The organism is Pseudoalteromonas sp. HL-AS2, assembly GCF_031198805.1.
In the GTDB taxonomy this organism is placed as follows: domain Bacteria; phylum Pseudomonadota; class Gammaproteobacteria; order Enterobacterales; family Alteromonadaceae; genus Pseudoalteromonas; species Pseudoalteromonas nigrifaciens.
Map to the genome: position 1 here is coordinate 1,215,268 of NZ_CP133571.1, position 26,308 is coordinate 1,241,575.

Annotated in this window: 21 protein-coding genes and 2 tRNA genes; 12 read left to right on the forward strand and 11 right to left on the reverse strand. The window is 39.8% G+C overall.

What is annotated here, in order from left to right:
- The first annotated feature begins 124 nt into the window (after positions 1-124).
- The 3 genes from hrpA (at position 125) to RB215_RS05870 (ending at position 4,774) form a co-directional block, all read left to right on the forward strand.
- A complete protein-coding gene (gene hrpA / locus RB215_RS05860) occupies positions 125-4,012 on the forward strand; it encodes an ATP-dependent RNA helicase HrpA (RefSeq protein WP_182676876.1) in 3,888 nt (1,295 codons plus the stop codon).
- A 76-nt stretch (positions 4,013-4,088) separates the two neighbouring features.
- A complete protein-coding gene (locus RB215_RS05865; protein ID WP_058373030.1) occupies positions 4,089-4,469 on the forward strand; it encodes a two-component system response regulator in 381 nt (126 codons plus the stop codon).
- Between the two features lie 8 nt (positions 4,470-4,477).
- Complete coding sequence (locus RB215_RS05870; protein ID WP_086998101.1) at positions 4,478-4,774, forward strand: PilZ domain-containing protein; 297 nt, start codon at positions 4,478-4,480, stop codon at positions 4,772-4,774.
- Positions 4,775-5,157: 383 nt separating this feature from the next.
- On the opposite strand, the gene RB215_RS05875 is transcribed toward RB215_RS05870, so the two are convergent.
- Positions 5,158-6,348 (reverse strand): class I SAM-dependent methyltransferase, encoded by a 1,191-nt coding sequence (locus RB215_RS05875; protein WP_011327833.1) that lies wholly within the window; start codon positions 6,346-6,348, stop codon positions 5,158-5,160.
- A gap of 152 nt (positions 6,349-6,500) precedes the next feature.
- Between RB215_RS05875 and RB215_RS05880 the strand changes: the two genes are divergently transcribed.
- Positions 6,501-7,160, forward strand: coding sequence for an HD domain-containing protein (locus tag RB215_RS05880; RefSeq protein ID WP_011327834.1), 660 nt, complete (start codon positions 6,501-6,503; stop codon positions 7,158-7,160).
- Positions 7,147-7,578: a VOC family protein gene (locus RB215_RS05885; RefSeq protein ID WP_086993303.1), complete on the forward strand. Its 432-nt coding sequence runs from the start codon at positions 7,147-7,149 to the stop codon at positions 7,576-7,578. Before RB215_RS05880 ends, RB215_RS05885 begins: the two co-directional genes overlap by 14 nt.
- 1 nt (position 7,579) lies before the next feature.
- Here RB215_RS05885 and RB215_RS05890 read toward each other — a convergent pair whose 3' ends face one another.
- On the reverse strand, positions 7,580-8,575 hold the full coding sequence (locus RB215_RS05890) for a two-component system response regulator (protein WP_179806739.1): 996 nt from the start codon (positions 8,573-8,575) through the stop codon (positions 7,580-7,582).
- A 3-nt stretch (positions 8,576-8,578) separates the two neighbouring features.
- Positions 8,579-11,902: an MHYT domain-containing protein gene (locus tag RB215_RS05895; protein ID WP_309217013.1), complete on the reverse strand. Its 3,324-nt coding sequence runs from the start codon at positions 11,900-11,902 to the stop codon at positions 8,579-8,581.
- Positions 11,903-12,064: 162 nt separating this feature from the next.
- Here RB215_RS05895 and RB215_RS05900 point away from each other — a divergent pair, with 162 nt between their 5' ends.
- Positions 12,065-12,751: a M48 family metallopeptidase gene (locus RB215_RS05900; protein WP_011327838.1), complete on the forward strand. Its 687-nt coding sequence runs from the start codon at positions 12,065-12,067 to the stop codon at positions 12,749-12,751.
- 76 nt (positions 12,752-12,827) lie between these two features.
- On the opposite strand, the gene RB215_RS05905 is transcribed toward RB215_RS05900, so the two are convergent.
- Both RB215_RS05905 and RB215_RS05910 read right to left on the reverse strand, forming a co-directional pair.
- Positions 12,828-12,912: transfer RNA gene (locus RB215_RS05905), tRNA-Tyr, on the reverse strand.
- Positions 12,913-12,961: 49 nt separating this feature from the next.
- Positions 12,962-13,046: transfer RNA gene (locus RB215_RS05910), tRNA-Tyr, on the reverse strand.
- Positions 13,047-13,158: 112 nt separating this feature from the next.
- On the opposite strand from RB215_RS05910, the gene RB215_RS05915 reads away from it, so the two are divergent.
- From RB215_RS05915 to RB215_RS05925, 3 genes are all read left to right on the forward strand, one after another.
- On the forward strand, positions 13,159-13,686 hold the full coding sequence (locus RB215_RS05915; protein WP_011327839.1) for a VC2046/SO_2500 family protein: 528 nt from the start codon (positions 13,159-13,161) through the stop codon (positions 13,684-13,686).
- Positions 13,687-13,974: 288 nt separating this feature from the next.
- Positions 13,975-14,277 carry a DUF6172 family protein gene (locus RB215_RS05920; protein ID WP_011327840.1) on the forward strand — a complete coding sequence of 101 codons (303 nt, stop codon included), beginning with the start codon at positions 13,975-13,977 and terminating at the stop codon, positions 14,275-14,277.
- A 306-nt stretch (positions 14,278-14,583) separates the two neighbouring features.
- Positions 14,584-15,504: a diguanylate cyclase gene (locus RB215_RS05925; RefSeq protein ID WP_011327842.1), complete on the forward strand. Its 921-nt coding sequence runs from the start codon at positions 14,584-14,586 to the stop codon at positions 15,502-15,504.
- A 211-nt stretch (positions 15,505-15,715) separates the two neighbouring features.
- Here RB215_RS05925 and RB215_RS05930 read toward each other — a convergent pair whose 3' ends face one another.
- Together RB215_RS05930 and RB215_RS05935 are read right to left on the reverse strand one after the other, a co-directional pair.
- On the reverse strand, positions 15,716-16,195 hold the full coding sequence (locus RB215_RS05930; protein ID WP_011327843.1) for a YchJ family protein: 480 nt from the start codon (positions 16,193-16,195) through the stop codon (positions 15,716-15,718).
- Positions 16,196-16,235: 40 nt separating this feature from the next.
- A complete protein-coding gene (locus RB215_RS05935) occupies positions 16,236-16,670 on the reverse strand; it encodes a SulA-like leucine-rich domain-containing protein (RefSeq protein WP_011327844.1) in 435 nt (144 codons plus the stop codon).
- A 436-nt stretch (positions 16,671-17,106) separates the two neighbouring features.
- On the opposite strand from RB215_RS05935, the gene RB215_RS05940 reads away from it, so the two are divergent.
- The gene (locus RB215_RS05940; protein WP_050754470.1) at positions 17,107-18,399 is read left to right on the forward strand and encodes an NCS2 family permease; all 1,293 of its coding nucleotides are present in this window, start codon (positions 17,107-17,109) and stop codon (positions 18,397-18,399) included.
- Between the two features lie 75 nt (positions 18,400-18,474).
- On the opposite strand, the gene RB215_RS05945 is transcribed toward RB215_RS05940, so the two are convergent.
- Positions 18,475-19,233: a hypothetical protein gene (locus RB215_RS05945; protein ID WP_182683239.1), complete on the reverse strand. Its 759-nt coding sequence runs from the start codon at positions 19,231-19,233 to the stop codon at positions 18,475-18,477.
- Between the two features lie 286 nt (positions 19,234-19,519).
- Between RB215_RS05945 and cysB the strand changes: the two genes are divergently transcribed.
- Entirely contained in the window at positions 19,520-20,497 is a 978-nt protein-coding gene (cysB, locus tag RB215_RS05950) for an HTH-type transcriptional regulator CysB (protein WP_011327847.1), read from the forward strand.
- A gap of 94 nt (positions 20,498-20,591) precedes the next feature.
- Here the strand turns inward: cysB and RB215_RS05955 are convergent, their stop codons facing one another.
- The 3 genes from RB215_RS05955 to pabB form a co-directional block, all read right to left on the reverse strand.
- On the reverse strand, positions 20,592-21,968 hold the full coding sequence (locus tag RB215_RS05955) for an L-serine ammonia-lyase (protein WP_011327848.1): 1,377 nt from the start codon (positions 21,966-21,968) through the stop codon (positions 20,592-20,594).
- A 100-nt stretch (positions 21,969-22,068) separates the two neighbouring features.
- Positions 22,069-22,644, reverse strand: a complete 576-nt coding sequence (locus RB215_RS05960) for a CoA pyrophosphatase (protein ID WP_011327849.1) — start codon at positions 22,642-22,644, stop codon at positions 22,069-22,071.
- Between the two features lie 16 nt (positions 22,645-22,660).
- Positions 22,661-24,001, reverse strand: coding sequence for an aminodeoxychorismate synthase component I (gene pabB / locus RB215_RS05965; protein ID WP_089368018.1), 1,341 nt, complete (start codon positions 23,999-24,001; stop codon positions 22,661-22,663).
- Positions 24,002-24,166: 165 nt separating this feature from the next.
- Between pabB and RB215_RS05970 the strand changes: the two genes are divergently transcribed.
- A complete protein-coding gene (locus RB215_RS05970; protein ID WP_011327851.1) occupies positions 24,167-25,693 on the forward strand; it encodes a fumarate hydratase in 1,527 nt (508 codons plus the stop codon).
- The last annotated feature ends 615 nt before the right edge of the window (positions 25,694-26,308 follow it).

Sequence of the window (26,308 nt, forward strand, 5' to 3'; positions counted from 1 at the left end):
CTTTATTTGTTTGGCTGGTGGCTTATATAACAAACTACTAAGCGTTATGCACTTTGTAGGATTAACCCCAGCCATTTAATTTGCTACAATTGCGGCTCTTTTACTAATTTTATAAGGTATGCGGGTGGTAAACCTAGGTCAGTTGTTTGGCGAGCTAAAGACGTGCTTGAAAAAAGATCAATTCATTTTTAAAAAACGCTTACATGGCGTAAAAAAAATAACCGATGAGAATAAGCATGCCAACGCGCTTGAAAAAATAGCGGCCGACATTACCCGTAGCCAAGCACTGCGCGCGCAGCGTTTAGCGGCTCTGCCTAAAGTGACTTACCCAGAGCAATTACCGGTGAGTCAAAAAAAGGATGTGATTAAAAACGCCATTGCTAATAACCAAGTGGTTATTATTGCAGGTGAAACCGGTTCAGGTAAAACCACGCAAATTCCTAAAATGTGTTTAGAGCTAGGGCGTGGGGTTGATGGCTTAATTGGCCACACCCAACCAAGGCGACTAGCAGCACGAACGGTGGCTAATCGTATTGCAGAAGAAATGCAGTGTGAACTTGGCCAACAAGTTGGTTTTAAAATACGCTTTAGTGATCAGGTCTCGAATAATACCTATATTAAACTAATGACCGACGGGATTTTACTTGCCGAAATTCAACAAGATCGATTTTTAAATCAATACGACACCATTATTATTGATGAAGCGCACGAACGTAGCTTAAACATTGACTTTATTTTAGGTTATTTAAAAAACTTACTCCCTAAGCGCCCCGATTTAAAAATAATAATTACCTCAGCAACGATCGATCCAGAGCGTTTTTCAAAGCACTTTGATGATGCGCCAATTATAGAAGTATCAGGGCGAACCTTCCCGGTTGATGTACGTTACAACCCAGTTACTGAGATAAATAAAGAGGATATGGAAGCCGAAGGCGACCAACTGCAAGGTATTTTTGATGCTGTAGATGAACTGTGTGCAGAAGGCCCTGGCGACATTTTAATATTTTTAAATGGTGAGCGTGAAATACGCGATACCGCCGATGCTCTCAGTAAACGTAATTTAAAACACACTGATATATTACCGCTTTATTCGCGACTATCAAACGCCGAGCAAAACCGTATATTTGCACCGCACTCGCGCCGCCATATTATTTTATCGACCAACGTGGCCGAAACATCGTTAACCGTACCGGGGATTCGTTATGTAATTGATCCGGGTACGGCGCGTATTAGCCGTTATAGTTACCGCACCAAGGTACAGCGCCTGCCTATAGAGCCAATATCGCAAGCCAGTGCAAATCAGCGAATGGGACGTTGTGGCCGCGTAGAGGCGGGTATTTGTATTCGTTTATACGCTGAGGATGACTTTTTATCGCGCCCAGAGTTTACCGATCCTGAAATACTACGTACTAACTTAGCTTCGGTTATTTTACAAATGCTAGCGCTGGGTTTAGGCGACATGGCGCAGTTTCCGTTTGTGCAAGCCCCAGATAGTCGTAATATTAGCGATGGTTTAACCTTGCTTGAGGAACTCCAAGCAGTACATCCCACTAAACGTAACGACAAAACAGCGCTTACCCAGTCAGGCCGAGAATTAAGCCGTTTACCGGTCGATCCGCGTTTAGCTAAAATGGTGTTAACCGCACATAAGCTCGGTGCGCTACGTGAAGTAATTATTATAGTGGCGGCACTGTCTATTCAAGACCCCCGTGAGCGCCCGCAAGAAAAACGTGCTGCGGCAAACGAAAAACACGGCCGTTTTGATGATCCTGATTCAGACTTTATTGCATTTTTAAACTTGTGGAATTATTTAGAAGAGCAACAAAGCGAACTGACTAATAGCCAGTTTAGAAAACTCTGCCAAAAAGACTTCCTCGCTTATATGCGCCTTCGTGAGTGGCAAGATATTGTTTATCAAATAAGTACCGTATGCAACGAAATGGGTATGAAAGCCACATCGAATGCTGCCGACGGTGAGCAAGTTCACAAAGCATTACTGAGCGGTATGCTTAGCCATATTGGCTTTAAAGATGAAAAACAAATTTATAAAGGCGCGCGTAATAGCCAGTTTCATATTTTTCCGGGGTCGGGGTTATTTAAAAAGAGCCCAAAATGGCTAATGTCGGCAGAGCTGGTAGAAACCAGTAAATTATATGCCCGCACTAACGCCAAAATAGACATTAACTGGGTTGAGCCACTGGCGCAGCATTTGGTTAAGCGCAGTTATACAGAGCCACATTGGGAGAAAAAACCCGGTGCGGTAATCGCCTTTGAGCAACAAACCTTATATGGCCTGCTAATCGTCAATAAGCGCCGCTGCGTGTATAGCAATATTGATCCTAAAGTGAGCCGTGAGCTGTTTATTCGCACCGCATTAGTTGAGCAAGAACTGGGGTTAAACGAAAGCTTTTTAGAGTTTAACCGCGAGCTGATTGAAGATATTCAAGTGCTTGAAAACAAGTCACGCAGGCGCGATATTTTAGTTGATGAGCAAACTTTATTTGAGTTTTACGATAAAAAAATTCCAAAAGAAATTAATAATCGTGCAGCATTTTTAAAATGGTATAAAACGCAAAAACAACAAAATAAACACTATTTGCAAATGAGCCGCGATGACTTAATGCAGCATGGTGCAAGCAGTATTACCGAGTTTGACTACCCAGATACTTGGCAGCAAGATAATTTAATTTTACCTTTAGCGTATCATTTCGATCCCGGTCAAGCGGTTGATGGTGTGGCGGTACAAATACCGGTTGCGCTATTAAACCAAGTGCAAGAAAGCGGCTTTGACTGGCATATACCTGCGTTTCGACATGAGTTAATAAGTGGTTTAATTAAATCATTGCCTAAGTCACTGCGCCGTAATTTTGTACCTGCGCCTAACTATGCCGATGCTGTTTTGGCGGCTATTGAGCCATTGCAGGGGAGTTTAATTGACGCACTTAGTAATCGACTATTAAAAATGACAGGGGTGCGAGTTGACCCTGATGCCTGGGATTTAAGTGCCTTGGCAGCGCATTTACGTTTGCAGTTTGAAGTACGTGGCGATAACGATAAGTTACTCGCGCGTGGCCTAGATTTAGCCAAACTTAAAGCGCAGCTACAAGGCGAAGTAACGCAAACATTATCCAAAGTAGCCGATAAAGGCATAGAAAAAGCAGACTTAACGCAGTGGGATTTTGGCGAGCTACCTAATTCATATGTAAAAAAACAAGGCCAATACGAAATTAAAGCGTATCCGGCGCTGGTGGATAAAAAATCAACTGCTGCTATTGAGCTTTTCGATAACGAAGTAAAAGCACAGGTTGCCCATCAACAAGGGCTGCGCCGATTAGTATTATTAAATGTGCCTTCACCAATAAAGTATTTGCAGCAAAACTTACCAAATAAGGCTAAGCTTGGATTGTATTTTAATCCTTTTGGTAAAATAGCCGATTTAATTGATGACTGCATTGCCGCCGGTGTTGATAGCTTATTATTAAAGTACGGTGACATTCGCACCAGCGACGCGTTTGAAAATGTAAAAGAGCATATACGTGGTGAGCTTGGTGACGCTGTAGTTGAAATTGCCACGCAAGTAGAGCAAGTGTTAAGTATAGCCCATGCCTTACATAAAAAAATGAAAGGACGGGTAGATTTAACCATGATCACTGCGCATGGAGATATTAAATCGCAATTAGAGTCTCTTGTTTTTAAAGGCTTTGTAAGCCAACATGGGGCAACTAAGCTAAGTGACTTAATCCGTTATTTAAAAGCGATTCAAAAACGTTTAGAAAAGTTACCCATAGATCCAAATCGCGATAGATTATGTGTACTTGAGCTTGATAAAGTGGCTCAAGAGTATAAAAAGCAAGCAAACAAAACCCCTAAAGGGATGCCAATTCCAAAAGAGGTAGAAGCTATCTTTTGGATGCAGCAAGAGCTGAGAGTGTCTTTATTTGCACAGACCTTGGGTACTCCGTATCCAATTTCGGCGAAACGTGTGTTAAATGCAATAAAAGAAATAGAGTAAAAGGTGTATCTACTATTAAGCTTAAGTACTTAATAGTAGAACTTATTTTTTGTTTTGAGAAGGAAACGACATAGCCATGTCCTCATCAATAGAACATAAAGTACAACAACTACTAGTGGTAGATGACGAGTATTTTAATTATGAAATACTCAAAGCAGCACTTAGCGCAAAGTTTGATGTTAATTATGCCGATTCTGGAACAAGCTGTTTAGCCTCTGCTATTGCTAATCCGCCCGATATTATTTTACTTGATGTATGTATGCCAGGGCTGGATGGTTACGATACGTGTAGAATGCTTAAACATACACCTGAGACAAAAAACATCCCTATTGTTATGGTGTCAGGGCTGGAGTCACCGCTTGAAAAGCAAGCTGGGTTTGACGCGGGCTGTGATGCTTATGTGGTTAAGCCGTTTTCTGTACCACTGTTGTTAGAGCAAATTAATAAAATAGTATAGGAAAAATTATGTTTACAGATGATAAGCGAAATTTTCGACGTATGCAGATCAATACACCAGCAAAGCTAACCACAATAGAGCCGATTGCTGGCTTAAATTATAATGCAGAATGTGTAGATTTGAGTGCAACTGGGTTGTCGTTGCATTTAGATGAGTTACTTGAGCCAAACACTATTTTATTGGTACATATAGACTCAACTCATCCGAGTATTGCGCCTTTAGACGCAACGGCTAAGGTGATACGCGCCAGCAAAGAAGATGACGGTACAATAACTGCCGGACTTGAGATAATACAGTTTAATTAGCTTAGGTAGCGTGGTTATTGCCCATATAAATAGGTAATAACTACGTATAAATACTAGGGTCTGTTGACCTTTGCGGATTGAAATTTGTTCAAACTAGGGGCGATTTAATCACGGCGCGAGGTTTGTAACCTAGTGGGCTAAGTAAAAACCGAGCAAAGCTTCCGCGTCCTGCTCACGCCCCTTACCTACATCCATGTAGGCAACAAAGAGTCAATCGCCCCTAGGCAGAACCCTTCGGGCAGTGCCTGTTTGGCATTGATGCTACGTTATCGCCTATTTATGGGGAATAACCACACCAAATAGGCTCTGCCTTGCCTAAATACCAAACACACTGCTGCAAATTCAACCTTGAAAGATCAACAGACCCTAATCAAGCCTAGGCGTTAGTAAACCTTACAAATTAAGCCTTTTAAGTAAAAACCTTCAGGGTAACTACCCGCAATAGGGTGATCGGCGGCTTGGTTTAAACGCTCCATAATAAGTAAGTCTTTACCAGCATCAAGGGCTGCATCAGCCACCACTTTTTGAAACAAGTTTTGCTCCATTAAGCCCGAACACGAGAAGGTTAATAAGGTGCCACCTGGTTTTAATATTTGCATAGCAATCATGTTTATATCTTTATAGCCACGACACGCACCAGTAAGTTGTGCTTTGTTGTCGGCAAACTTTGGCGGATCCATTACTATAGTGTCAAACAAAACACCGTCTTCGCGGTATTGACGCAGTAACTTAAATACATCTTGTTTGACAAAATCAACCTTATCTAAATCAAGATTGTTATGCTCAACATTGCGCTTAGCTGTATCGAGGGCTGGCTGCGATACATCCACATTAGTTACGTGTTTACAGCCGCCACGTAAGGCATACAACGAAAATGTACCCGTGTAGCTAAAGCAGTTTAATACGGTTTTGTCTTTAGAAAAGCGTTCAAGTGCAGCGCGGCTATCGCGTTGATCTAAATAAAAGCCGGTTTTATGGCCATCAATAATATCAACTTCAATTTTAAAGCCATTTTCTGCAATGAGTACTGGGGCAGTTGGTTCATTGCCCCATAATGCCCCTTTAATTGGCTCAAGGCCTTCTTTGGTACGTACTTCTACGTCTGAGCGCTCGTAAATGCTCATACCAGGGAATATAGCCATTAACGCGCCAACAATTTCACCTTTATGACGCTCAGCACCCGCGCTAAGTAATTGACACACTAATACGTTGTCAAACTTATCTATGGTAACGCCGGGTAAAAAATCTGATTCTGCGGCGCAGAGTCTAAAGCCAGTTAAACCACCTTCTTCAATTACTTGGCTACGGGCTTCTAGTGCACGACGTAGGCGGCGTTCAAAAAAGTGTTGATCAATAACTTCTTTTTCGTCAAAGCTCCAAACACGGGCACGAATTTGTGAATGTGGGCTATAAGCTGCTGTTGCTAAAAATTTACCTTCACTGTCGTGAATAGTAACTGTGTCACCTAGGCCTGGTTTACCTTTAATTTTTTTGATGGCTTTGGAAAATAACCAAGGGTGTTTTCTTTTTAATGATTTATCGCGGCCAGCTTGCAGGTAAACGGCAGATGTCATAAAGCTTCTCAGTAGTAATAAATAAGCGCTGTATTTTAGTCAAGGCAAGGGCAACATACAATGAATGTTTTGCATGGAGCCCATAAATCGCGGTAAAGTATGGCTAATTCAATATGTTAATTAGGTATTTGGAACACGTTGTGACAGACATAATGTTAAGCCCTGAGCTGCAGCAGCTCAATTTACAGTGCAGAGCCTTTATTACCACACTAATTCATGCCGATGTGGCGCATGATATAACCCATATTGAACGCGTAGTTCGGGTTGCTATTAAATTGTGCGATGCAGAGCAAGCTAATATGAAGGTAGTGCTCCCGGCTGCATGGTTACACGACTGTGTAGCCGTGGCTAAAAACCACCCAGATAGGGCTAAAGCCTCTACTATGGCCGCCGATAAAGCGATTGCTTTTTTAGCTTCTATTAATTACGACGCGCAATTATTTACTCAAATTCATCATGCAATAGCGGCGCATAGCTTTAGCGCCAATATTAAAGTGAACTCAGTAGAAGCACAAATAGTGCAAGACGCAGACAGAATGGACGCACTAGGCGCGATTGGTATAAGCCGCTGCATGAAAGTAGGTGGCTCAATAAGTCGATTACTATATAACCCGGATGACCCATTTTGCCTACAACGCGAAGCAGATGATAAAAAATACACGCTTGATCATTTTTTTATTAAGTTATTACACATAGCTCAAAGCATGAATACTCCCTCGGCTAAGGCCGAAGCACTAAGACGTACTGAGTATATGCATGACTTTTTAGAGCAACTAAAGTCTGAAATAGGAGAGCAGCGTGAGTATACCTAAGCTAGCTGGGATTGATCATTGTCATTTAAATGTGGATGATTTAGCGCAAGCGGTTAAATGGTATGAGCGTGTTTTAGGTTTTAGTGTGGTTGAAGCGCTCGCCTTTTGGAATGAAGATGGCAAAGGGCCATTAACCCTTGAAGATGCAAATGCTACCACGCGTTTAGCGTTATTTACTGCACAGGGACGTAGTAAAGGCATTGCTTTTTTAGCCACTGGGGAGCAATTTATTGCATGGCTTGAGCATTTTGAACACCTAAATATTAAAACAGTATTAGCTGATCACGGCGTTACGTTTTCAATTTATTTTAAAGATAACAGCGGAAATAGCCATGAAATTACCTCTCATGACTATACGCAGATTAAAACTGTGTATCCGCAGGTATTATTAGGCTCGCATACAGCCAAAAAGAGCTAAATTAAAATCGCTCCTGATGAGCATTTTTTATGGCAATAATATCGTCAATTTTGCCAATAAATAGCTCAACCAATTGCGGGTCGAAGTGTTTACCGGCTTGTTGTTGCATATGTTCTATAGTTTGCTCTATGCTCCAAGGCTCTTTATAGGGGCGTTTTGAGGTAAGTGCATCAAATACATCGGCAATGGCAACAATACGGCCTTCCAGCGATATGGCTTCTCCTTTTAGGCCATTGGGGTAGCCAGTACCATCCCACTTTTCATGATGTTCAATTGCCAGCACATGCGCCAGTTGTAATAGTGGCGATGATGAATTTGCTAAAATTTGTGCACCAATTAAAGCGTGCTCTTTCATGTGGGTAAACTCATCGGCAGTTAACTTTCCGGGTTTTAGCAAAATGGCATCCGGAATACCTATTTTACCTACATCGTGCATAGGGGCTGCTTGGCGTAATAATTCGGCGTGTTGCTCATCCATACCCAGCGCCAATGCAAGTACTTTGCTGTATTGACTCATACGTATAATATGCTCACCGGTATCGGTGTCTTTATATTCTGCAGCACGACCTAAACGCTGTACTAAATCGACATGAGCTTGTTTTAGCTGCTCAGCTTGCACTAACGACAGGTGAGTTTTAACACGTGCCCGTACAATAGCAGGGCTAATGGGTTTGGTTATATAGTCTACAGCGCCTAGTTCAAAACCTTTAAATTCATCACTTTCATCACTTAGTGCAGTAACAAAAATAATAGGGATATGCGATGTTGCAGGGTTAGCTTTAACAATTTGGCATACTTCAAAGCCATTCATATCAGGCATCATAATATCGAGTAAAATTAGCTTTGGTAGTTCTTTTTCAAGTAATGCTATAGCGGCAGCGCCCGATTTAGCAAACGACATTCTATATTGATTACCAAGCACCTCGCGCATTACTTTTAAGTTTGCAGGCTCGTCGTCAACAATTAATATGCGGGGCTTATCTAGAATAAAATCCATTAATTAATTCTCCTTTAGGGTTAACTTTTTAAGTAAATTTGCTAATTTAACTTGCGCGTTATCAAAGTCGAATTCATCAAAGGCACTGGCTATTTCATCTATATCTACTTGTACTGATGCTATACATTTACGTTGTAACTGATCGAGAAGATCATCATTAAGTTCGGCATTTTGTGCATCAGCATAGAGTTCTTGGCAAATTTCTATTAGCTCAGCTGTTGATAACGGCTCAGCATTGTCGATAAGTTTGGCGGGCTCTTTACATATAGTGCTTGCTAATAATTGGCCGATAAGCGCCAATTCAGTTTTTATATCTGCCAAAACGCTGGTTAGCGCAGCTTCATCGTCTGCGTTCTCTAAACGCGTTAACAGTGTCATTAAGGTTAATAACCCTAAATTACCAGCCACGCCTTTTAAAGTGTGAATAAGCGTATAAACACTTTTAATATCGCTTAGTTGCAGCTTAAATAAGCTTATAAATTGCTTTTCGTTGGTATTAACAAATTTAGTAATTTCGGTAAGCTGTTTACATTTAGAGCCCCACAAAGCTAACCCTTTTTCAAAATCTATGTGCTTGGCATCGGGGTCGGTTTGCGCAATTAATGTTTCTTTTGCTAAGCCAAGTCCAAGCACCAGTGCTATTTCTTGATTCAGTTGGTTGATATCAACCGGCTTATTAGCAAACCCATTCATGCCTGCATTTTTAGCGGTTAGTTTATCTTGCTGTAACACGCTGGCTGTTAATGCAATAATAGGTGTAAATTTTATTTGTTTTAGTTGCTCCAATGCACGAATTTTAATGGTGGCCTCAATACCGTCACATTCAGGCATGTGAATGTCCATTAAAATGACATCAAAGTCTTGCTGATTAAACGCCTCAATGGCTTCTAAACCATTACTTGCAGTGGTTACTGTGTGTTGATCTCGCGAAAGTAATATAGAAAGTAGCTCTGTATTTTGTTCTATATCATCAACCACTAATATTCTAAGCGGAGGTAGTTCGGTATGTAGGCCTTCAAAATAATCTATTTTATTTTCATCACCAACAGTAAAAGGTAATGAGAAGTAAAAGCAGCTGCCTTTATCAACTTCACTCACTAAATCAATTGAGCCATGCATAAGCTCTACTAATTGTTTACTTATTGTTGTGCCTAAACCTGTGCCACCAAATCGACGTGTGGTCGTGCCATCGGCTTGCACAAAAGGCTGAAAAACCGCTTTAATACGATCTTTAGCAATACCAATGCCTGTATCGTGTACTTCAAAAAATAGGTGATTATTTTGTGTGGTACTTACGGTAACAGTAACAGCGCCTTGCTCAGTAAATTTAATAGCGTTACCAATAAGGTTTGTAAGTATTTGCCTAAGGCGGTCGGGATCACCGTAGTATGCGGTGCTAACTGATTTATTAATATTAAGCGTTAAATTAAGGTTTTTCTTTTTAGCTTCTAACCAAAAAGTTGAAATAATACTGTCGATAACGGGCTTTAAATTAAAATGCACAGGCTCAATGGTTAGCTTTCCTCGTTCTAACTTTGCAGAGTCGAGAATTTCATTAAGTAGGCGTAGCAAAGAGCGTGCTGCATTGTTAACCGTAACAAGGTGCTTTTGCTGCTCTTTACTTAGCGGTGTATCCATAAGCAGATCGCTAAAGCCAATAATTGCATTCATAGGGGTGCGTATTTCATGGCTCATATTTGCCATAAAAGATTGCTTAGCATTTGCAGCTTCTTCTGCTTGCAGTTTAGCGTGCTCTAATTTTGCTTCATACTCTTTGCGCTCAGTAATATCAACAAGTACACCATCAATCCACTGCGCAACATCGGTATTATTAAAGTCAAAACTACCTTTCTCTAATACCCATACAGTTGCGCCGTTGCGATGGCGAATTCTATATTCAACAGAGTATTGACGCTTTTCGGTAACGGCATTAGTGAGCGTGGTAATAATCATTTGTTGATCAGACTTTAAAATCAGGTCTGTAAACTCAATGTGTTGCTCAATAAATTCATCTGGTGTATAGCCAGTTAAATCCAATATACTTGGGCTAACAAATAGCATGGTGTAGTTAGTATCGAATTTACATCTAAAGGCAACGCCTGGCATATTTTGCATTAATGAGCGATATTTTTGCTCATTTTCAACGACCGTTTTTTGTAGCGCTCGTTGCTGCGTTAAGTCAGTAATAAAGCCAACATACAAAGGAGGTTGCCCAGTTTGCGTCACTTGTCCAATACCAAGGCGCACAGGGATCAAATGGTTATCTTTATGTTTAGCAAAAGTATCGCGGTTTATGCCTATAATAGCGCTTAGATCAAGAGTCATATCACCAGATGATGACGCATTATTTAGAGCGTTATTATCATTTAAAAGAATCTGTACACTTTTACCTTGTAACTCATGTTCGTGCCAACCTAAAATCTTACTTGCTGCTTCATTAAAGCTTAAAATAATACCTTGATGATCAATAGTCACAATGCCATCTATTGCTGTTTCTAATATGGCGTTTAACCGCGACTCGTCGGCTGACTTTTCTTCAAGCAGCAGTTTATAGCGTACCATGCCATTAATTACAGCAACCACGCTGGTTATTGCAACAGTTGCAGTGGCAACCGCAATTGCAACAAATGTAAGCCCAGCAGACGCATTTTCGTCTGCGTAAATTAGTGGGGAAGTTGCTACAAAACGGGTTGCTGCCATACCCATATAATGCATACCAGTAACAGCAAAGCCTAATATAACGGCGCTGGTTGAACGAATTTGTAACTGTGATAACCGAGGGAAAATTCTTTCAAGGTTAAAGTGGCTATATAAAGCTATAAACGATAGGGCAACGGCCACTAAAATAGACAACCCAAACATAACTGGGTCATACCGTAGCATAGGCGCAAGCTCCATCGCTGCCATACCACTGTAATGCATAGTGCCAATACCCGAGCCTAATAATACTGAGCAAACAGCTAATACTTTAAAGTTACCATTACTTTTTACCAGTATAGATACAGCGTATTGGCACGCTAAAAATGCCGGTATAAAAGAGAGTAAGGTAATAGTTGGGTTATATTTAATGTTAGTACACAAAGAAAAAGCCAACATACCAATAAAATGCATGCTCCAAATACCCGCAGAAAAAACAGCTGCAGCGGTTACAGTAGCTAAACGTTGATAGCTTGGGAAAGTAGTTTTTTTAGCTAAATCAATGAGTTTTGTAGTAAAAAAAGCGGCAAATATCACTATTAAAACTGAAAGAGAAACCAAGAGAGGATCGTAAACCCCGTTTATAATTAAACTAGGATCTTGGTCAGTAATAAAGAAAGCTGATAACATGGCGGCTCTAAATAGGCATTTTAATCGTGTAGTTTAATAGAATTAATTAATTAATAAACCGTTAATTTTATGATTGCTTATTAAGCTATAAATAAACAACACGGCATTAACTAACCATTAGACGAAAAGTAGCCCCTAGCTAGTATAGTGTGAGAGATTAATTTGTTTGCCTACCAACTAAAAAAAAGTACCCGACGAAAGACCGTTGCTATTAAAGTGCATAATCAAAATGTGACGGTATATGCCCCCCATCACGTACAAAAAAAAGTGCTCGATAACTGGTTATTAGAAAAAAAATCATGGGTTGAGGCGCAGCTGCAAAAACAGCTTACTTTGGTTGATACAAAACAGTATCCACTTAAGGACAAAAAGATCTGGGTTTTTTCAGAAGCAATTAATTTAACGTTTCAGCAAGGCAATACCTCTACAGTGGAGCGCCAACAAGATGGCCTGCTTATTACCGTTTCTGCTCGTGTTAAGCATCAGCAGCAAAAGTACCAATTACTTTTAGAGGCGTATTTAAAAGAGCAGTTAACCGCATACATTGAAATGCGACTTAATGACTTTTGCACGCTGATGCAAGAAGCGCTGCCTAACGATTTAAATATTGCAGTTTATAAACGCAAATGGGGAAGTTGTAATAGTAAAAGGGCGTTAACATTTAACTTATTATTGATTGGTGCACCGCATAGCATTATTGATTATGTAATAGTGCATGAGCTGGCGCATTTACGACATTTAAATCATAGCAAAGCATTTTGGCAGCGCGTAGCACAATTTTGTCCCGACTATAAAGCAAGTACGTTATGGCTAAAACAGCATGGTATGAGTTTACAATGGGTATTTTAATGTTTAACTAAGAAAAAACACGGAGATTACTAACAAGGAATGTAGTAACTATATAAGTAGAAAATAAGTAGAAAAGTGGTGGAGGGAGCTGGATTCGAACCAGCGAAGGCTGAGCCGTCAGATTTACAGTCTGATCCCTTTGGCCGCTCGGGAACCCCTCCACACTAATTTTGTTACATTTGGCCCCACTTAACTTAGCGGTAAGAAAAGTGGTGGAGGGAGCTGGATTCGAACCAGCGAAGGCTGAGCCGTCAGATTTACAGTCTGATCCCTTTGGCCGCTCGGGAACCCCTCCAATGCAACGGCGCTGATAATAGCAAACATCGTATTTAAGTAAAGAAAAAAGCTAAAGAAAAATGAAATAAAGCCGATAAATAGGTATTACTTACTTCAATCGGCTAAAGTCTATGCAAATCGGTGATTTGTTAATCACAGAGAGTCAGCTCAACACTCGACTTAATAAAAGTGTGCATGAAAAGCGCCGAGGAGAGTTTGCGCTTTTACTCGCTATGCTATCTCATGATGCACTCGATTTTAGCCAATTCCATTTACCAAAAACAGAAATTGAAGATTCAACTGTTGGCGAAGATACCCTTCGCAAACAAATAGGAGCAGGTCCAAAGCAACTTTTAGCGCCAGATAAGTTTGATATCTTGATAGGGCAGTTTAACGCCTCACTATTAATGCAAGCAGGGGAACGCGCTGGAATGAGCGATATTAAATTAAATCACTGTTTAAACCCTGAACCATTGTTTATAAGAGATGATGTAAGCCATATTCCGCTTCAGGTGCGTGATAATTGTGAATTAGCAGTGCGCAGGCGTATAAATAACACACAAACGCAACTATCTAACCCGCAACTCGATGCTGCTGCCTTTTACGAAAGCCTAAATAATGATGCGCTTCACCACCCATTGCATTTAGTAAGCGCTTAATTATAAAGCGTACGCTGTAACTGCTTTGATATTGCAATAACCAATCATATTAATAGAACTTGGCAAACGATTGCGCCATCACTCTAACTATTAAGTTACTTGTCTGTAACATAAAGCCGCTAACTCTCTACACTTAAGCGCATTTTAGCGATACTTTATTTTATTAATGGATTAATAATTGATTTAATATAAAAAAAGCATCCAAAAATTAAATGCAATTGCTATAATAGGCTCAAATGGTATGACATTAAATGCCGTTATCATTAAACCAAGGTAATTAGGAACGTAATGAAGAAAATATTCACGCTAAATCACGAGAAAATCAAATATCCTCGTATGGTTGACGCCGCAAAGCATGAAGTGAAAAAATATTTGAAAAGAGAGCGTAACAAAACTCTACCACTCGATGCTGATTACTGGGCGTTTGATTGTAAGTTTGGTAATACCGCTGAAGATGCACAAGTAGTGCACGTTGCAGAGCTTAGTAATCATATAAGCGAAATAGAAAAGCAAAGCTTAACTTCTTTTTATGTAGAAATATTAGCGCGCCCAGCTCAACGTCAACAACCAGATTTGGATGACGACGAATAAGACGCTTATAAAGTAATTTGCGTAATTTTTAAAATGGGCCTAGTGGCCCATTTTTTGTTTGTACGTTTATACAAACGCGATTTAAACCTTGAGCATTCAAGTACAAGCAGCTTATAAGCAGTGCTTACTTTCAGTATTACCCTGAAAATTATGGCCGTGATTTTCTAAAACAATTAACAACAACTCTGTATCGCCATTTTTATATTTGGTTGTAAGTTTGATTAAAAACCCAACTTTAATACATTTGCATAACATAAGACTGTATTATACTGTGTTAGTTGATAATTATAGAAAACAGTAGTATTTATGCCATTAAATTATGCCGATAGCGATTTAAAACTTAGCCTTAAAACCTCAAAAGTTCTCATTGTTGATGATCAGTTACTTAGCATAATTGTACTGAAAAAAATATTATCAAAGCACTTTATTGTTAACACCGCCAACAGCGGTGAAGAAGCAGTTGAAATATGTAAATCTAATACTCCCGATATCGTACTGCTGGATATTTCAATGGATGGCATATGCGGTATAGAAACCTGTTTAAAACTTAAAACGACGACACAAACCCAAGACATTCCCGTTATATTTGTTACCTCCTTTGAAAACCAAGAAGAGGACTGCTGGGAAGCGGGTGCGGTAGACTTTATTCAAAAACCGATTAACCCAGAAACCTTATACAGAAGAGTAAGAGCGCACTTAACTATTAAGCTGCAACATGACTTATTAAGTCAAAAAGTGTTTCTTGATGACTTAACTAAAGTATTTAACCGTCGTTATTTTGATACTCATATTAATAAAATACAATTGAGTGCATTAAGAGAGAATACAGAATATGCTTTATTACTTATGGATATTGATTACTTTAAGCAATACAACGATATTTATGGACACGTAGAAGGCGACGTTGTTTTACACTTAGTTGCTCAAACAATTGCCAACAGCCTGCAAAGGCCAAGCGATTTTGTTGCCCGCTATGGCGGCGAAGAATTTGTGGTTGTGCTACCCCATACCAACGAGGAAGGCGCTCGCTGTGTTGCTGAAAAAATTAAAAATAACATATATGGCTTAGGTGTTTTACATAAGTACTCAGAGTTTGAATTTGTCACTATAAGTATAGGTGGAGCTACGTTATTGCAATCAGACGAAGGCAACATGGATATTTTGCAACGCGCAGATAAAAAAATGTACGCCGCTAAAGCACAAGGGCGAAATACAGTGTGCTTTTAAAGCGCAGCGAACCCAATACCAAAATATACGGTAGAGCAGTTATTAACACAGGCCTATAGGTATGTAAATTGCCAATAGTTGCTCGAAAGTAAAATTTTATTTTAGCCATACACATCGCCTGTAACAGCCAACCCTAGGCATGGCTATTGGATGTATTTAAGGTTCAGTTGCCTGTAATTACCTACTTTACTCACCGCACAGCTGCAGTTTGTTATACGCTATGACACTTTTTATATTTTTTGCCACTTTGGCAAGGGCAGTTGTCATTTCTGCTTATTTTAATATCGGCTACCGGAAATAGTGTGCCTTCAAGGTAGCGCCACTGCCCATCTTGTTTAATAAACAACGACTTTTCGTGCAACTCGCAATATAGGTTTTGGTAAAAGTAATTTACTTTAAATGTTACAAAGCCTTCGCTTGCATCGTGCTCAGTGTCGATGACGGTTAGCTTTATAAAGCGGCAGCTATCAGCAAAGTCTTTAATCTCTTTTACAGGGTTTTCTGCCTGTTTTTCACTTGCATAAGTTTGATAAACATAAGTTGCATTTTTAAGTACATATGCACTGTAGCGAGCACGCATAAGTTGCTCAGGTGTTTCAGCTATTTTTGATGCTAAATGAAGTGGTTCACAGCAGTCAGCATAATTTTGCTGGCTGCCACAAAAGCAAGGAGAAGTCGTTAATGAGGTCATAATATTAATATAAAGTGTTTAAAACACGAGTTTAACAAGCTTATTGAGTTAGTGGTATCTCAAGGTTGTGAGTATTTTTAGTAAAACAGTAAAGCTTAGTATTTGTAGTGCTTAAATTTAATGATAGCTGTGTCAGCTGTTGATCATTAATAATATCAGTCCAGGTAATAACCGCAGCAAAGTTTCCGTTGTGCAGCGCCGAGCTAAGTACATACTCTAAGTTTACTAAATGTTTTTGCCTGATCACCAGTAATTTGCTGGTGTCAATGGAGCATGAATCAAGCAAGGCTTTACTCGGTACATGGTCAGGGGCAATCAGCAGTGTCCATGCATTTAAGCTGTTGTATTGGTGTAATACTTTAAGCAATTCAAAGGTTGCTGAAATTTCATCTTCAATTTGAATTAAATTTACACAATCACTTTTATCGTCTTGCTGATAACTTTTAACGGTTCTTACGGTAATAGGCTGTAACATAAATTTCTCACTCACTGGGTTTTTATACAGTACCCATATACAGTAGTTTATACAGTGTTATGGTGCAAGTGTTTTTTTGCTAATTATTTGTACAGTCATTCAGTTTTAAATTTTTACACGGATAAAAAAACAAAAATAACTATTAAAAACAGAGCGTTAATATTTTAGGTATATATTTATATTTTTTATTAAAGTTATGCGGCGAATAGCACCTATACAGTACTTTATGCTCTATTATTTACGTTAAAGTAAAGCTGATTGCTCAGCATATAAGCACGGTAATTATTATTTTTAAAACCTGAAGTACATACGTATTACCGTGTCATATTTATTATTTCAGCTACTTCAATAACTTAATGCATAACAAGGTAAAATGTCCGGTATTTCGCTATTTTTATGCTAAAATCTCGCCACTTTTTACTACCTTAAGTTTGTTATGCTCGAAGCCTTATTTAAAATCCGCGCAAATGATTCCTCAGTACAACGTGAATGTGTTGCCGGTATGACTACTTTTATTACTATGGTTTATATTGTTTTTGTTAATCCAGCAATGCTTGCCCAAGCAGGAATGGATCAAGGCGCTGCGTTTGTAGCTACATGTATTGCAGCTGCAATAGGCTGTTTTATTATGGGCCTATGGGCCAATTATCCGTTAGCGTTAGCGCCGGGTATGGGATTAAATGCTTTTTTTACCTATGGCGTTGTTTTAGGAATGGGCTATACCTGGGAAGCGGCATTAGGTGCTGTGTTTATGTCGGGTTGTATATTTTTATTTTTAAGTTTATTTAAAGTACGAGAGTGGATTATTAATGCCATTCCACTGGTGCTAAAACAAGCAATAGCGACCGGTATTGGTGCTTTTTTGGCGCTAATTGCGCTTAAAAGTGCAGGGATCATAGTATCTAGCCCTGCAACCTTAGTGCAGCTAGGTGATATTACTGCACCTGGGCCATTACTTGCTATTTTAAGTTTTTTTGTGATTGCGGCATTGTTATATCGCGATTTTAAAAGTGGTGTGTTAATTAGTATTTTACTGGTAACAGGCATTGCTTTGGCTTTTGGTTTGGTTGAATATCAGGGGGTTATGTCTATGCCGCCGTCAATTTTACCAACCTTTATGCAACTTGATTTTAGTGCGGCATTTGAGCTTTCAATGTTGAGTGTTATTTTTGCATTTTTATTTGTAGATTTATTTGATACCTCAGGCACCCTGGTTGCAGTCACGCAAAAAGCAGGGCTTGCAGATGAAAAAGGCAATATGCCACGTTTAGGGCGCGCTCTTAGCGCTGATAGCACTGCCACTATTGCTGGTGCAATGCTTGGTACATCTACTACTACATCTTACATAGAGTCGGTGGCTGGCGTTTCTGTAGGCGGACGCACAGGCTTAACAGCCGTTGTTGTGGGTATTTGTTTTTTATTGATGATGTTTTTTGCGCCACTAGCGCAAATGGTGCCAGCGTATGCCACTGCCGGTGCTATTTTATATGTTTCGGTACTTATGCTACAAAACTTAAAGTTTGTAAACTGGGACGACATGACAGATGCCATTCCTGTTAGTGTGGTGTTATTAATGACCCCGCTGACATTTTCTATTGCTCACGGTATAGCGCTTGGGTTTATTTCATACACTGCGGTTAAGGTATTATGCGGTAAAAAGGATCAAGTAAGTATTAGTGTGTGGATTTTAACGGCATTGTTTATTGTTAAGTTTGCATTTTTATCTTAAAAAACTTATTTATCTATCAATAAAAAAAGCCCATACAATTTTGTATGGGCTTTTTTTATAAATTATAGTACTAATTTACCATTTCTTTTTCGGAGCAAACAATATGTCTAGGTCATCTTGCTCTTGTTCAGTTTTCTTTTTAAGTGCATCGGCATTCGATGCTCTTAACTCAACACTAATAGCTTCTAAGTAGCCTTCTACTTCTTGGTATTTAGCAGTTACATATGGATCGCTATACGATACCGCACTGAGTGAGGCATGGGCTTTTTCAAAATATTGTCTAGCTGAACCTACCATACCTGCAGAGCGCGCCGATAAACCACGTTTAATTTGGCTTTCAATATTTATTTGTAACTGCAGTTTTTCCATTCGTTTGTCTTCGATTACAAATAGTTGGCTATCGAGGTTACCTTTATTGTGCTCAGAGCGTAGAATAATACGTAATTTTTTTATGCCCTGTATTAGCGATACCAGTTGTTTATCGTTACTTGGCAGTGAAAGCGATTCGCTATTGCTTCCTTGAACTGGGTTATTCAAACGCTCTTTCGCTTCATTTAAACGGTTTTTTAATATTTTAGAACCAGGTGAAAGCGATACCATAGTACTAAGCGCATCGTGATTACGACGCTGTAAAACACGTAGTGTGTTATCTGAAAACGGGATATTAGCGTTATTCATTAACGCTTCCTCGGTTTCCTCAATGATAGCTTTTTGTTTGGTTAGTTCTTTACGGCGATCAGCTTCTTGTTTTTCTTTATGCTGTTGCACCGCACTTACCCAAAGCGCAATCACAATAAGAGCAACAATGAGTATAATTATAATAGAGACGATCATGTTACAGTTCTCGGGTTCTAAACCTAATTGCTCAATCTTACATTAAATATATAAGAACAGGAAAACTTTGCGCTAATTAACTATAAAAGCAGGCTAAGAAAGCGTTTAAATCTTAATGCTTTATATGATAATCATTGCTATCTGAAGTATATTTATTGTGCTAGCCTAAGCCTATATTTATTAAATACGATATTATCAATTAAAACCTACCATTTGTCGGGTGGTCAGTTTTTAAAGATAAAGTATTTACCCTCTCAAAAACGAATAATAACGAAAATACATAGCTATGAAATTACAACAACTTAGATATATTGTAGAAGTTCAAAATCATAAATTAAATGTCTCAGCAACAGCTGAAAGTTTATTTACCTCACAACCAGGTATTTCTAAGCAAGTGCGCATGCTTGAAGATGAGTTAGGTATTCAAATTTTTGGTCGCAGTGGTAAACATTTAACGCATGTAACGAGTGCCGGTGAAGAAGTCATTAATATATCGCGCGAAATCCTCTCAAAAGTGGAAGGTATTAAAGCGGTTGCTCATGAGCATACTTTACCTGATCAAGGTAAGCTTAATATTGCCACTACTCATACCCAAGCACGTTACGCATTGCCGAATGTTATTAAAGGGTTTATGAAAAAATACCCCGCAGTGTCACTTCATATGCACCAAGGTACACCCCAGCAAATATCAGATGCAGCTGCACGTGGCGATGCCGACTTTGCTATTGCAACAGAAGCGCTACACTTATATTCAGACCTTGTTATGCTGCCTTGCTATCATTGGAACCGTAGTATTGTGGTGGCAAAAGATCATCCATTAGCTAAAAAAGCCAATAGTATAACCGTGGCTGATATTGCAAAATATCCGCTTATTACTTATGTATTTGGCTTTACTGGCCGCTCAGAACTAGATAAAGCATTTAGTGCTCATGGACTTGAGCCGCACATAGTATTTACCGCCACCGATGCCGACGTTATTAAAACGTATGTACGCTTAGGATTAGGTGTTGGAGTGGTTGCGTCAATGGCGATTGACCAGGTCAGTGATACTGATTTAGTGTGTATTGATGCCAGCCATTTATTTGAAGCGAGTACCACTAAAATTGGTTTTAGAAAAGGCAGTTTTTTACGCACTTATATGTATGACTTTATTGAACGCTTTGCACCACACTTAACAAAAGAGCGAGTAGAGCGTGCTAACTTATTACGCAACCAAGAAGATGTTGATAAGTTATTTGCTGATATAGAATTGCCAGTTAAATAATTGTTTCGGTATCTAATACTTAACTGTTAAAAGTAGCTAATAAAAAAGGCGCCTGTTTTTAAACAGGCGCCTTTTTTAATTATAATTAAGTGTGTTAACACTCAATTATATTAACGGCTAAACCACCACGAGCGGTTTCTTTATATTTAGTTTTCATATCGTTACCGGTTTCGAGCATAGTTTTAATCACTTTATCGAGTGATACTTTTTGCTCGCCGCTACCACGAATTGCAAGGCGTGACGCATTAATTGCTTTAATCGCGCCCATGGCGTTGCGTTCAATACACGGTACTTGCACTAAGCCACCAACTGGGTCACACGTAAGCCCTAAGTTATGCTCCATGCCAATTTCGGCGGCATTTTCTACTTGCACTACATTACCACCTACAATTTCGGTAAGTGCGCCTGCAGCCATTGAGCAAGCCACGCCCACTTCACCTTGGCAACCTACTTCGGCACCCGAAATAGAGGCGTTCTTTTTATATAAAATACCGATAGCGGCGGCGGTTAATAAATAACGCGTAACTATGTCGCGATCAACTTCTTTTATAAAAGTATGATAATACATAAGTACTGCTGGTAAAATACCCGCTGCGCCATTGGTAGGAGCGGTTACAACACGCCCGCCTGCGGCGTTTTCTTCATTTACAGCTAAAGCAAATAAGTCGACCCAATCCATAGCACGTAGGGGGTCGTTACTTACTTCAACATTAAGTTTTAAATGTAAATTAGGAGCACGACGTTTTACTTTTAAACCGCCTGGTAAAATCCCTTCGGTACGCATACCACGCTCAATACAGGCTTTCATTACCTGCCAAATATTAAATAACTCGTCTTTAATATCGTTTTCGCTGCGTAGTGTTTTTTCGTTATGCATCATTAAAGTAGATACACTGAAACCCGACTCTTTACACATTTCCAGTAATTCTTGTGCGCTACCAAACGGAAAAGGTGCAGGGTTTTCTTCACGAATATCAAGCGCTGCTTGTTTTTCGTTTTCAAAATCTTGGTCAGTAACAATAAAGCCACCGCCAATTGAGTAATAAATTTGGCTATAAACCTTCTCGCCATTATTAGAGGCAATAATTTCCATTGCATTAGAGTGCTTAGGTAGCGTTTTACGACGGTGAAAAACAATAGCCCCTTGCTTTGGGAATTTAGCCTTATGCGTTTGATTTAAATAAATAACTTGTTCTTTTTCAATTGTGGCTAAAATAGTATCAACCAAATCGGCGTCGATGGTTTCAGGATCATACCCAGCAAGGCCAAGTATTACAGCTTTACCCGAGCCGTGGCCAATACCAGTTTGACCTAACGAGCCATATAGCTCTACTTTAATGTCGGTAACGTTTGCTAATAATTGTTTTTCTTGTAGGTCATTAACAAATAAACGAGATGCGCGCATTGGGCCAACGGTATGTGACGAAGAAGGGCCAATACCAATACTAAACATATCAAATGCACTTATCATAATGTGTCTCTTCTGTGTTTACTCAGCACTAGGCTGCTTTTTTGAACGGTCGTGTATAGTAACGCTAAATTGTGACTATGTAACCATTAATCAATAACATTTAAACTGGTAAGGCGAGTTGTTTTGTAAAGTTTTTAATGATGCTTGCAGTTGCACCCCAAAGTAAACCATGTGGGGTATTGTAACCATATAAAATAATGGTTTTACCAAAACGCTGAAAAGGCAGGGGCTGCCAATTAGCCTCGTTAGTTAAATCACGCAGTGGTAATAAAAAACTAGCTTGTACCTCATTATGATCGTTCTCCCAAATAGTGTGTTTATTAAGCATGCCAACAAAAGGGCTAATGTTAAAGCCGGTGAGTGTTGAGTACAAAGGTAATTGGCCAAATACTTTAACATTACTGGGCGTAATATTTAGCTCTTCATGTAGTTCACGCAGGGCAGTAGTGCGAAGCGTAATATCACTTGCTTCAAACTTACCACCGGGCAAGCAAATTTCACCGGGATGATGGTGCAAATAAATAGGGCGCTTACACAGTAAAATATGCGCATGATCATCTACATCAATAAGCGGCAACATGACTGCGCTGGCACGCTTTTTAGGGGTATCTATTCCTTGATCTGGCGCTGCCGTAGGGCTTAACTGAAACCGCGCTATAATGTGTTCACTATTCAAAGCGACCTACTGTTATTTATAATAATGGAAGTATTTTATTTACTTTATCGTATGTTTCTTGATATTCCAATGCAACTTTAGAATCAGCTACTATGCCACCACCGGCCCAGCAGTGTATTTGTTGAGCGTGGCATACTAAAGTGCGAATAGTAATGCTGGTATCCATGTTACCACAAGCACTTAAATAGCCTATTGAACCACAATAAATACTGCGACGATGCGGTTCAAGTTCTTCAATAATCTCCATTGCTCTCACTTTAGGCGCGCCAGTAATCGAGCCCCCAGGAAATGCTGCAGCGAGTTGATCAACCGCCGTTTTACCCTCTGCCAATGTGGCAGTAACTGTACTAACTAAATGATGCACCGCCGGAAAGCTCTCAATAGCAAATAATGAGGGCACCTGTACCGATCCTGGTTTGGCTACTTTACCTAAATCGTTTCGTAATAAATCAACAATCATTACATTTTCGGCGCGATCTTTGGCAGAGTTTGCCAATAATTGTGCTTGCTGGGCGTCTTGCTGCGGATCCGCTTTTCGCGGTAACGTGCCTTTAATCGGCTTAGTTTGCACTTGATTATCGCTTACTAATATAAAACGCTCCGGAGAAATAGACAAAATTGCGCCTTGCGGATGGTTTATAAAGCTAGAAAACGGCGCTTTATTCGCAGCTGTTAATTTAACGTAGGCAGCCCAAGGCGAGCCTTCATATTGGGCACTAAAACGTTGTGCTAAATTTATTTGATAGCAATCGCCTGTTTTTAAATAATCTTCAATTACGGCAAATTTTTGCGCATAATCAGCGCGGCTCATATTAGATTGCCACGCAGTTTTAAGTGCAAAGCTAGGCATAATGGCAGGTTGTGCTAAATACTGCTGATAAAGTGCTAAGCGATTAACCTTAGGCTGGGCAATATAAAACCAACTGTTTTGTTGTTTATCGTATATGAGTGCATCTAAGTACAAGCCAACGGCCATTTGTGGCAAGTCTATATCGTTTATAGCGCTACTTGGGAGGTTTTCAAGTGTGCGGCCTAAGTCATAACCCAAATAACCCAGCCAGCCACCACTAAAGGGTAGGTTGTTGGCCGCTTTGTTGTTATTAAGTTTTAGCAGTTCGCTGTTCATTATTTCAAAGCAGCTTCTTGCATCGGGTTGGTTATTTAAAATACTGAGGTTGTTTTGTACTTCCAGTGTGCTTTTGGGCTCGATGGCAATAATATCAAAACGACTGTCTACATGCTCACTATTGGCCGAATCGAGTAAAATGGCATAAGGCAAGTGGGCAAAATGCGCAAATACATCAATACAGCTTTGTGTTATGGCTAATTTTATACAATTATTTTTATTGTTTAGCATTTACTACCCCTTTAAGAACTGGCTCGAAACGGGCGAGGAGGGTATCATAAGTCAAATTTTTTTGGCAGCGTTTAGTTGCTTCCCAAATTAAAAACAGTGCAAACCACCGTCACCGGTTTGATATAGCTTACGCGACCCCGCGTAACGGTAACTTAAGGAACCACTATGAGTACAATCCGTCAGCAAGACTTTATAGATAGCATTGAAGATGCTTTGCAGTATATTTCCTTCTATCATCCCCTTGATTTTGTTCAAGCGCTTGAAAAAGCCTATAACAAAGAACAAAGTAAAGCAGCAAAAGATGCCATCGCACAAATTCTAATTAACTCGCGTATGTCGGCTGAGGGCAAGCGTCCGCTTTGCCAAGACACAGGTATTATTACCTGTTTTGTTAAAGTAGGTATGGATGTTAACTGGGATAAAACCGATTTAACCGTTCAACAAATGGTTGATGAAGGCACACGCCGTGCATACTTAAATCCAGACAACCCGCTGCGCGCCTCTATTGTTGCAGACCCTGCAGGTACTCGTAAAAACACCAAAGACAATACCCCTTCAGTTGTACATATAGATTTAGTAGCGGGCGGTAAGGTTGAAGTAATGGTAGCGGCTAAAGGCGGCGGCTCTGAAAACAAAAGTAAAATGGTTATGTTAAACCCATCTGACGATGTGGCAGAATGGGTAGAAAAAACGCTACCTACAATGGGCGCAGGCTGGTGTCCGCCTGGCATGCTAGGTATAGGTATTGGTGGTACGGCTGAAAAAGCGGCAGTAATGGCTAAAGAGTCGTTAATGGATCCGGTAGATATTCATGAATTAATGGAACGCGGTGCAGAAACCACAGAAGAAAAGCTACGTTTAGAAATATTTGAACGTGCTAATAAATTAGGTATTGGCGCACAAGGCTTAGGCGGTTTAACAACGGTTGTTGATGTTAAAATTAAAACAGCACCAACGCATGCAGCGTCAAAACCGGTCGTGATGATCCCTAATTGTGCGGCTACTCGCCACGTACACTTTACCCTTGATGGTTCAGGCCCAGCAAACCTAAAAGCACCTAAGTTAGAAGATTGGCCACAAGTAACCTTTGAAGTGGGCGAAGGCACACGTCGTGTTGATTTAAATACCTTGACCAAAAAAGATGTGCAAGAGTGGAAAATGGGTGAAACTGTTTTACTTTCGGGTACTATTTTAACGGGTCGAGATGCCGCGCACAAGCGTTTGCAAGACATGATCAACTCAGGCGAAGGTTTACCTAAAGGCGTAGATTTTGATAATAAATTTATTTATTACGTAGGCCCAGTAGATGCTGTACGTGACGAAGCAGTTGGCCCAGCGGGTCCGACAACGGCTACGCGTATGGATAAATTTACCGATATGATGCTAGAAAAAACCGGTATTGTAGGCATGATAGGTAAAGCAGAGCGTGGCCCTGCTACGGTTGAGTCTATTAAGCAGCATAAGTCAGTGTACTTAATGGCAGTTGGCGGCGCGGCGTATTTAGTATCTAAAGCAATTAAAAAAGCACGTGTTGTTGCTTTCGAAGATTTAGGTATGGAAGCCATCTACGAGTTTGAAGTAGAAGATATGCCGGTAACAGTCGCTGTTGATAGCGAAGGTGCTAATGCGCATACGCAAGGCCCTGCAATTTGGAAAGCTAAAATTGAAGAGCTAGATAGCAAGCTAAAGTAATCTAACTTACTAATATACAAAGCGAGCCCTGTGCTCGCTTTTTGTTTAACTTAAACTAAGTAACCTGATCTCTGGATAATAAACCTATCTCAAGCAGCTATTTTCAGCGCTAACTGCGTTGAATTCACTTGCAATAGGCCAGCTATTGACGCGTGAATTCGTCTTGTTTTCACTGAAAATCTCTGGCTAGAGAAAATAAAGATAAATATAACTATGATTCAATACGTTAGTAGATCTCTTAACCAGAGTTCAGGTTAAATAACCTGTTCTACTCCCCGTAATTTAATTTGCTTAGCAAAAGAGTGAACAGCTCTGACCAGTTCTCTTAAACCACCCCCTTTTTAAGGCAAACCTATGTAGCATAAGCGTTTGCATATTATGCTTGCGTGTAATTTAAACTTTACAGTTATTAGTTGCGTTACGTTCACGTAAGCGTAAACCTTGCGGTGTTTGTTATTTTTAGCTTTTAATACTTGATTGCTTTACCTTTGTGGAATTTTTATGTGCACTTACCATTAAAGCTGGCTATTTAATTCAATGCTGTTTTGCGCTTGGGTTTATCCTCTCGTGGTATAGCGAAGCGTTATCCGAAGTGATAAAGTCTCGGCAATTTCA

Bases quoted from the DNA above. Each gene is read 5' to 3' on its own strand.
- RB215_RS05865 (WP_058373030.1), top strand. From the start codon at position 4,089: ATGTCCTCATCAATAGAACATAAAGTACAACAACTACTAGTGGTAGAT.
- RB215_RS05870 (WP_086998101.1), top strand. From the start codon at position 4,478: ATGTTTACAGATGATAAGCGAAATTTTCGACGTATGCAGATCAATACA.
- RB215_RS05875 (WP_011327833.1), bottom strand. From the start codon at position 6,348: ATGACATCTGCCGTTTACCTGCAAGCTGGCCGCGATAAATCATTAAAA.
- RB215_RS05880 (WP_011327834.1), top strand. From the start codon at position 6,501: ATGTTAAGCCCTGAGCTGCAGCAGCTCAATTTACAGTGCAGAGCCTTT.
- RB215_RS05890 (WP_179806739.1), bottom strand. From the start codon at position 8,575: ATGGATTTTATTCTAGATAAGCCCCGCATATTAATTGTTGACGACGAG.
- RB215_RS05895 (WP_309217013.1), bottom strand. From the start codon at position 11,902: ATGTTATCAGCTTTCTTTATTACTGACCAAGATCCTAGTTTAATTATA.
- RB215_RS05915 (WP_011327839.1), top strand. From the start codon at position 13,159: ATGCAAATCGGTGATTTGTTAATCACAGAGAGTCAGCTCAACACTCGA.
- RB215_RS05920 (WP_011327840.1), top strand. From the start codon at position 13,975: ATGAAGAAAATATTCACGCTAAATCACGAGAAAATCAAATATCCTCGT.
- RB215_RS05925 (WP_011327842.1), top strand. From the start codon at position 14,584: ATGCCATTAAATTATGCCGATAGCGATTTAAAACTTAGCCTTAAAACC.
- RB215_RS05930 (WP_011327843.1), bottom strand. From the start codon at position 16,195: ATGACCTCATTAACGACTTCTCCTTGCTTTTGTGGCAGCCAGCAAAAT.
- RB215_RS05935 (WP_011327844.1), bottom strand. From the start codon at position 16,670: ATGTTACAGCCTATTACCGTAAGAACCGTTAAAAGTTATCAGCAAGAC.
- RB215_RS05940 (WP_050754470.1), top strand. From the start codon at position 17,107: ATGCTCGAAGCCTTATTTAAAATCCGCGCAAATGATTCCTCAGTACAA.
- RB215_RS05945 (WP_182683239.1), bottom strand. From the start codon at position 19,233: ATGATCGTCTCTATTATAATTATACTCATTGTTGCTCTTATTGTGATT.
- cysB (WP_011327847.1), top strand. From the start codon at position 19,520: ATGAAATTACAACAACTTAGATATATTGTAGAAGTTCAAAATCATAAA.
- RB215_RS05955 (WP_011327848.1), bottom strand. From the start codon at position 21,968: ATGATAAGTGCATTTGATATGTTTAGTATTGGTATTGGCCCTTCTTCG.
- pabB (WP_089368018.1), bottom strand. From the start codon at position 24,001: ATGCTAAACAATAAAAATAATTGTATAAAATTAGCCATAACACAAAGC.
- RB215_RS05970 (WP_011327851.1), top strand. From the start codon at position 24,167: ATGAGTACAATCCGTCAGCAAGACTTTATAGATAGCATTGAAGATGCT.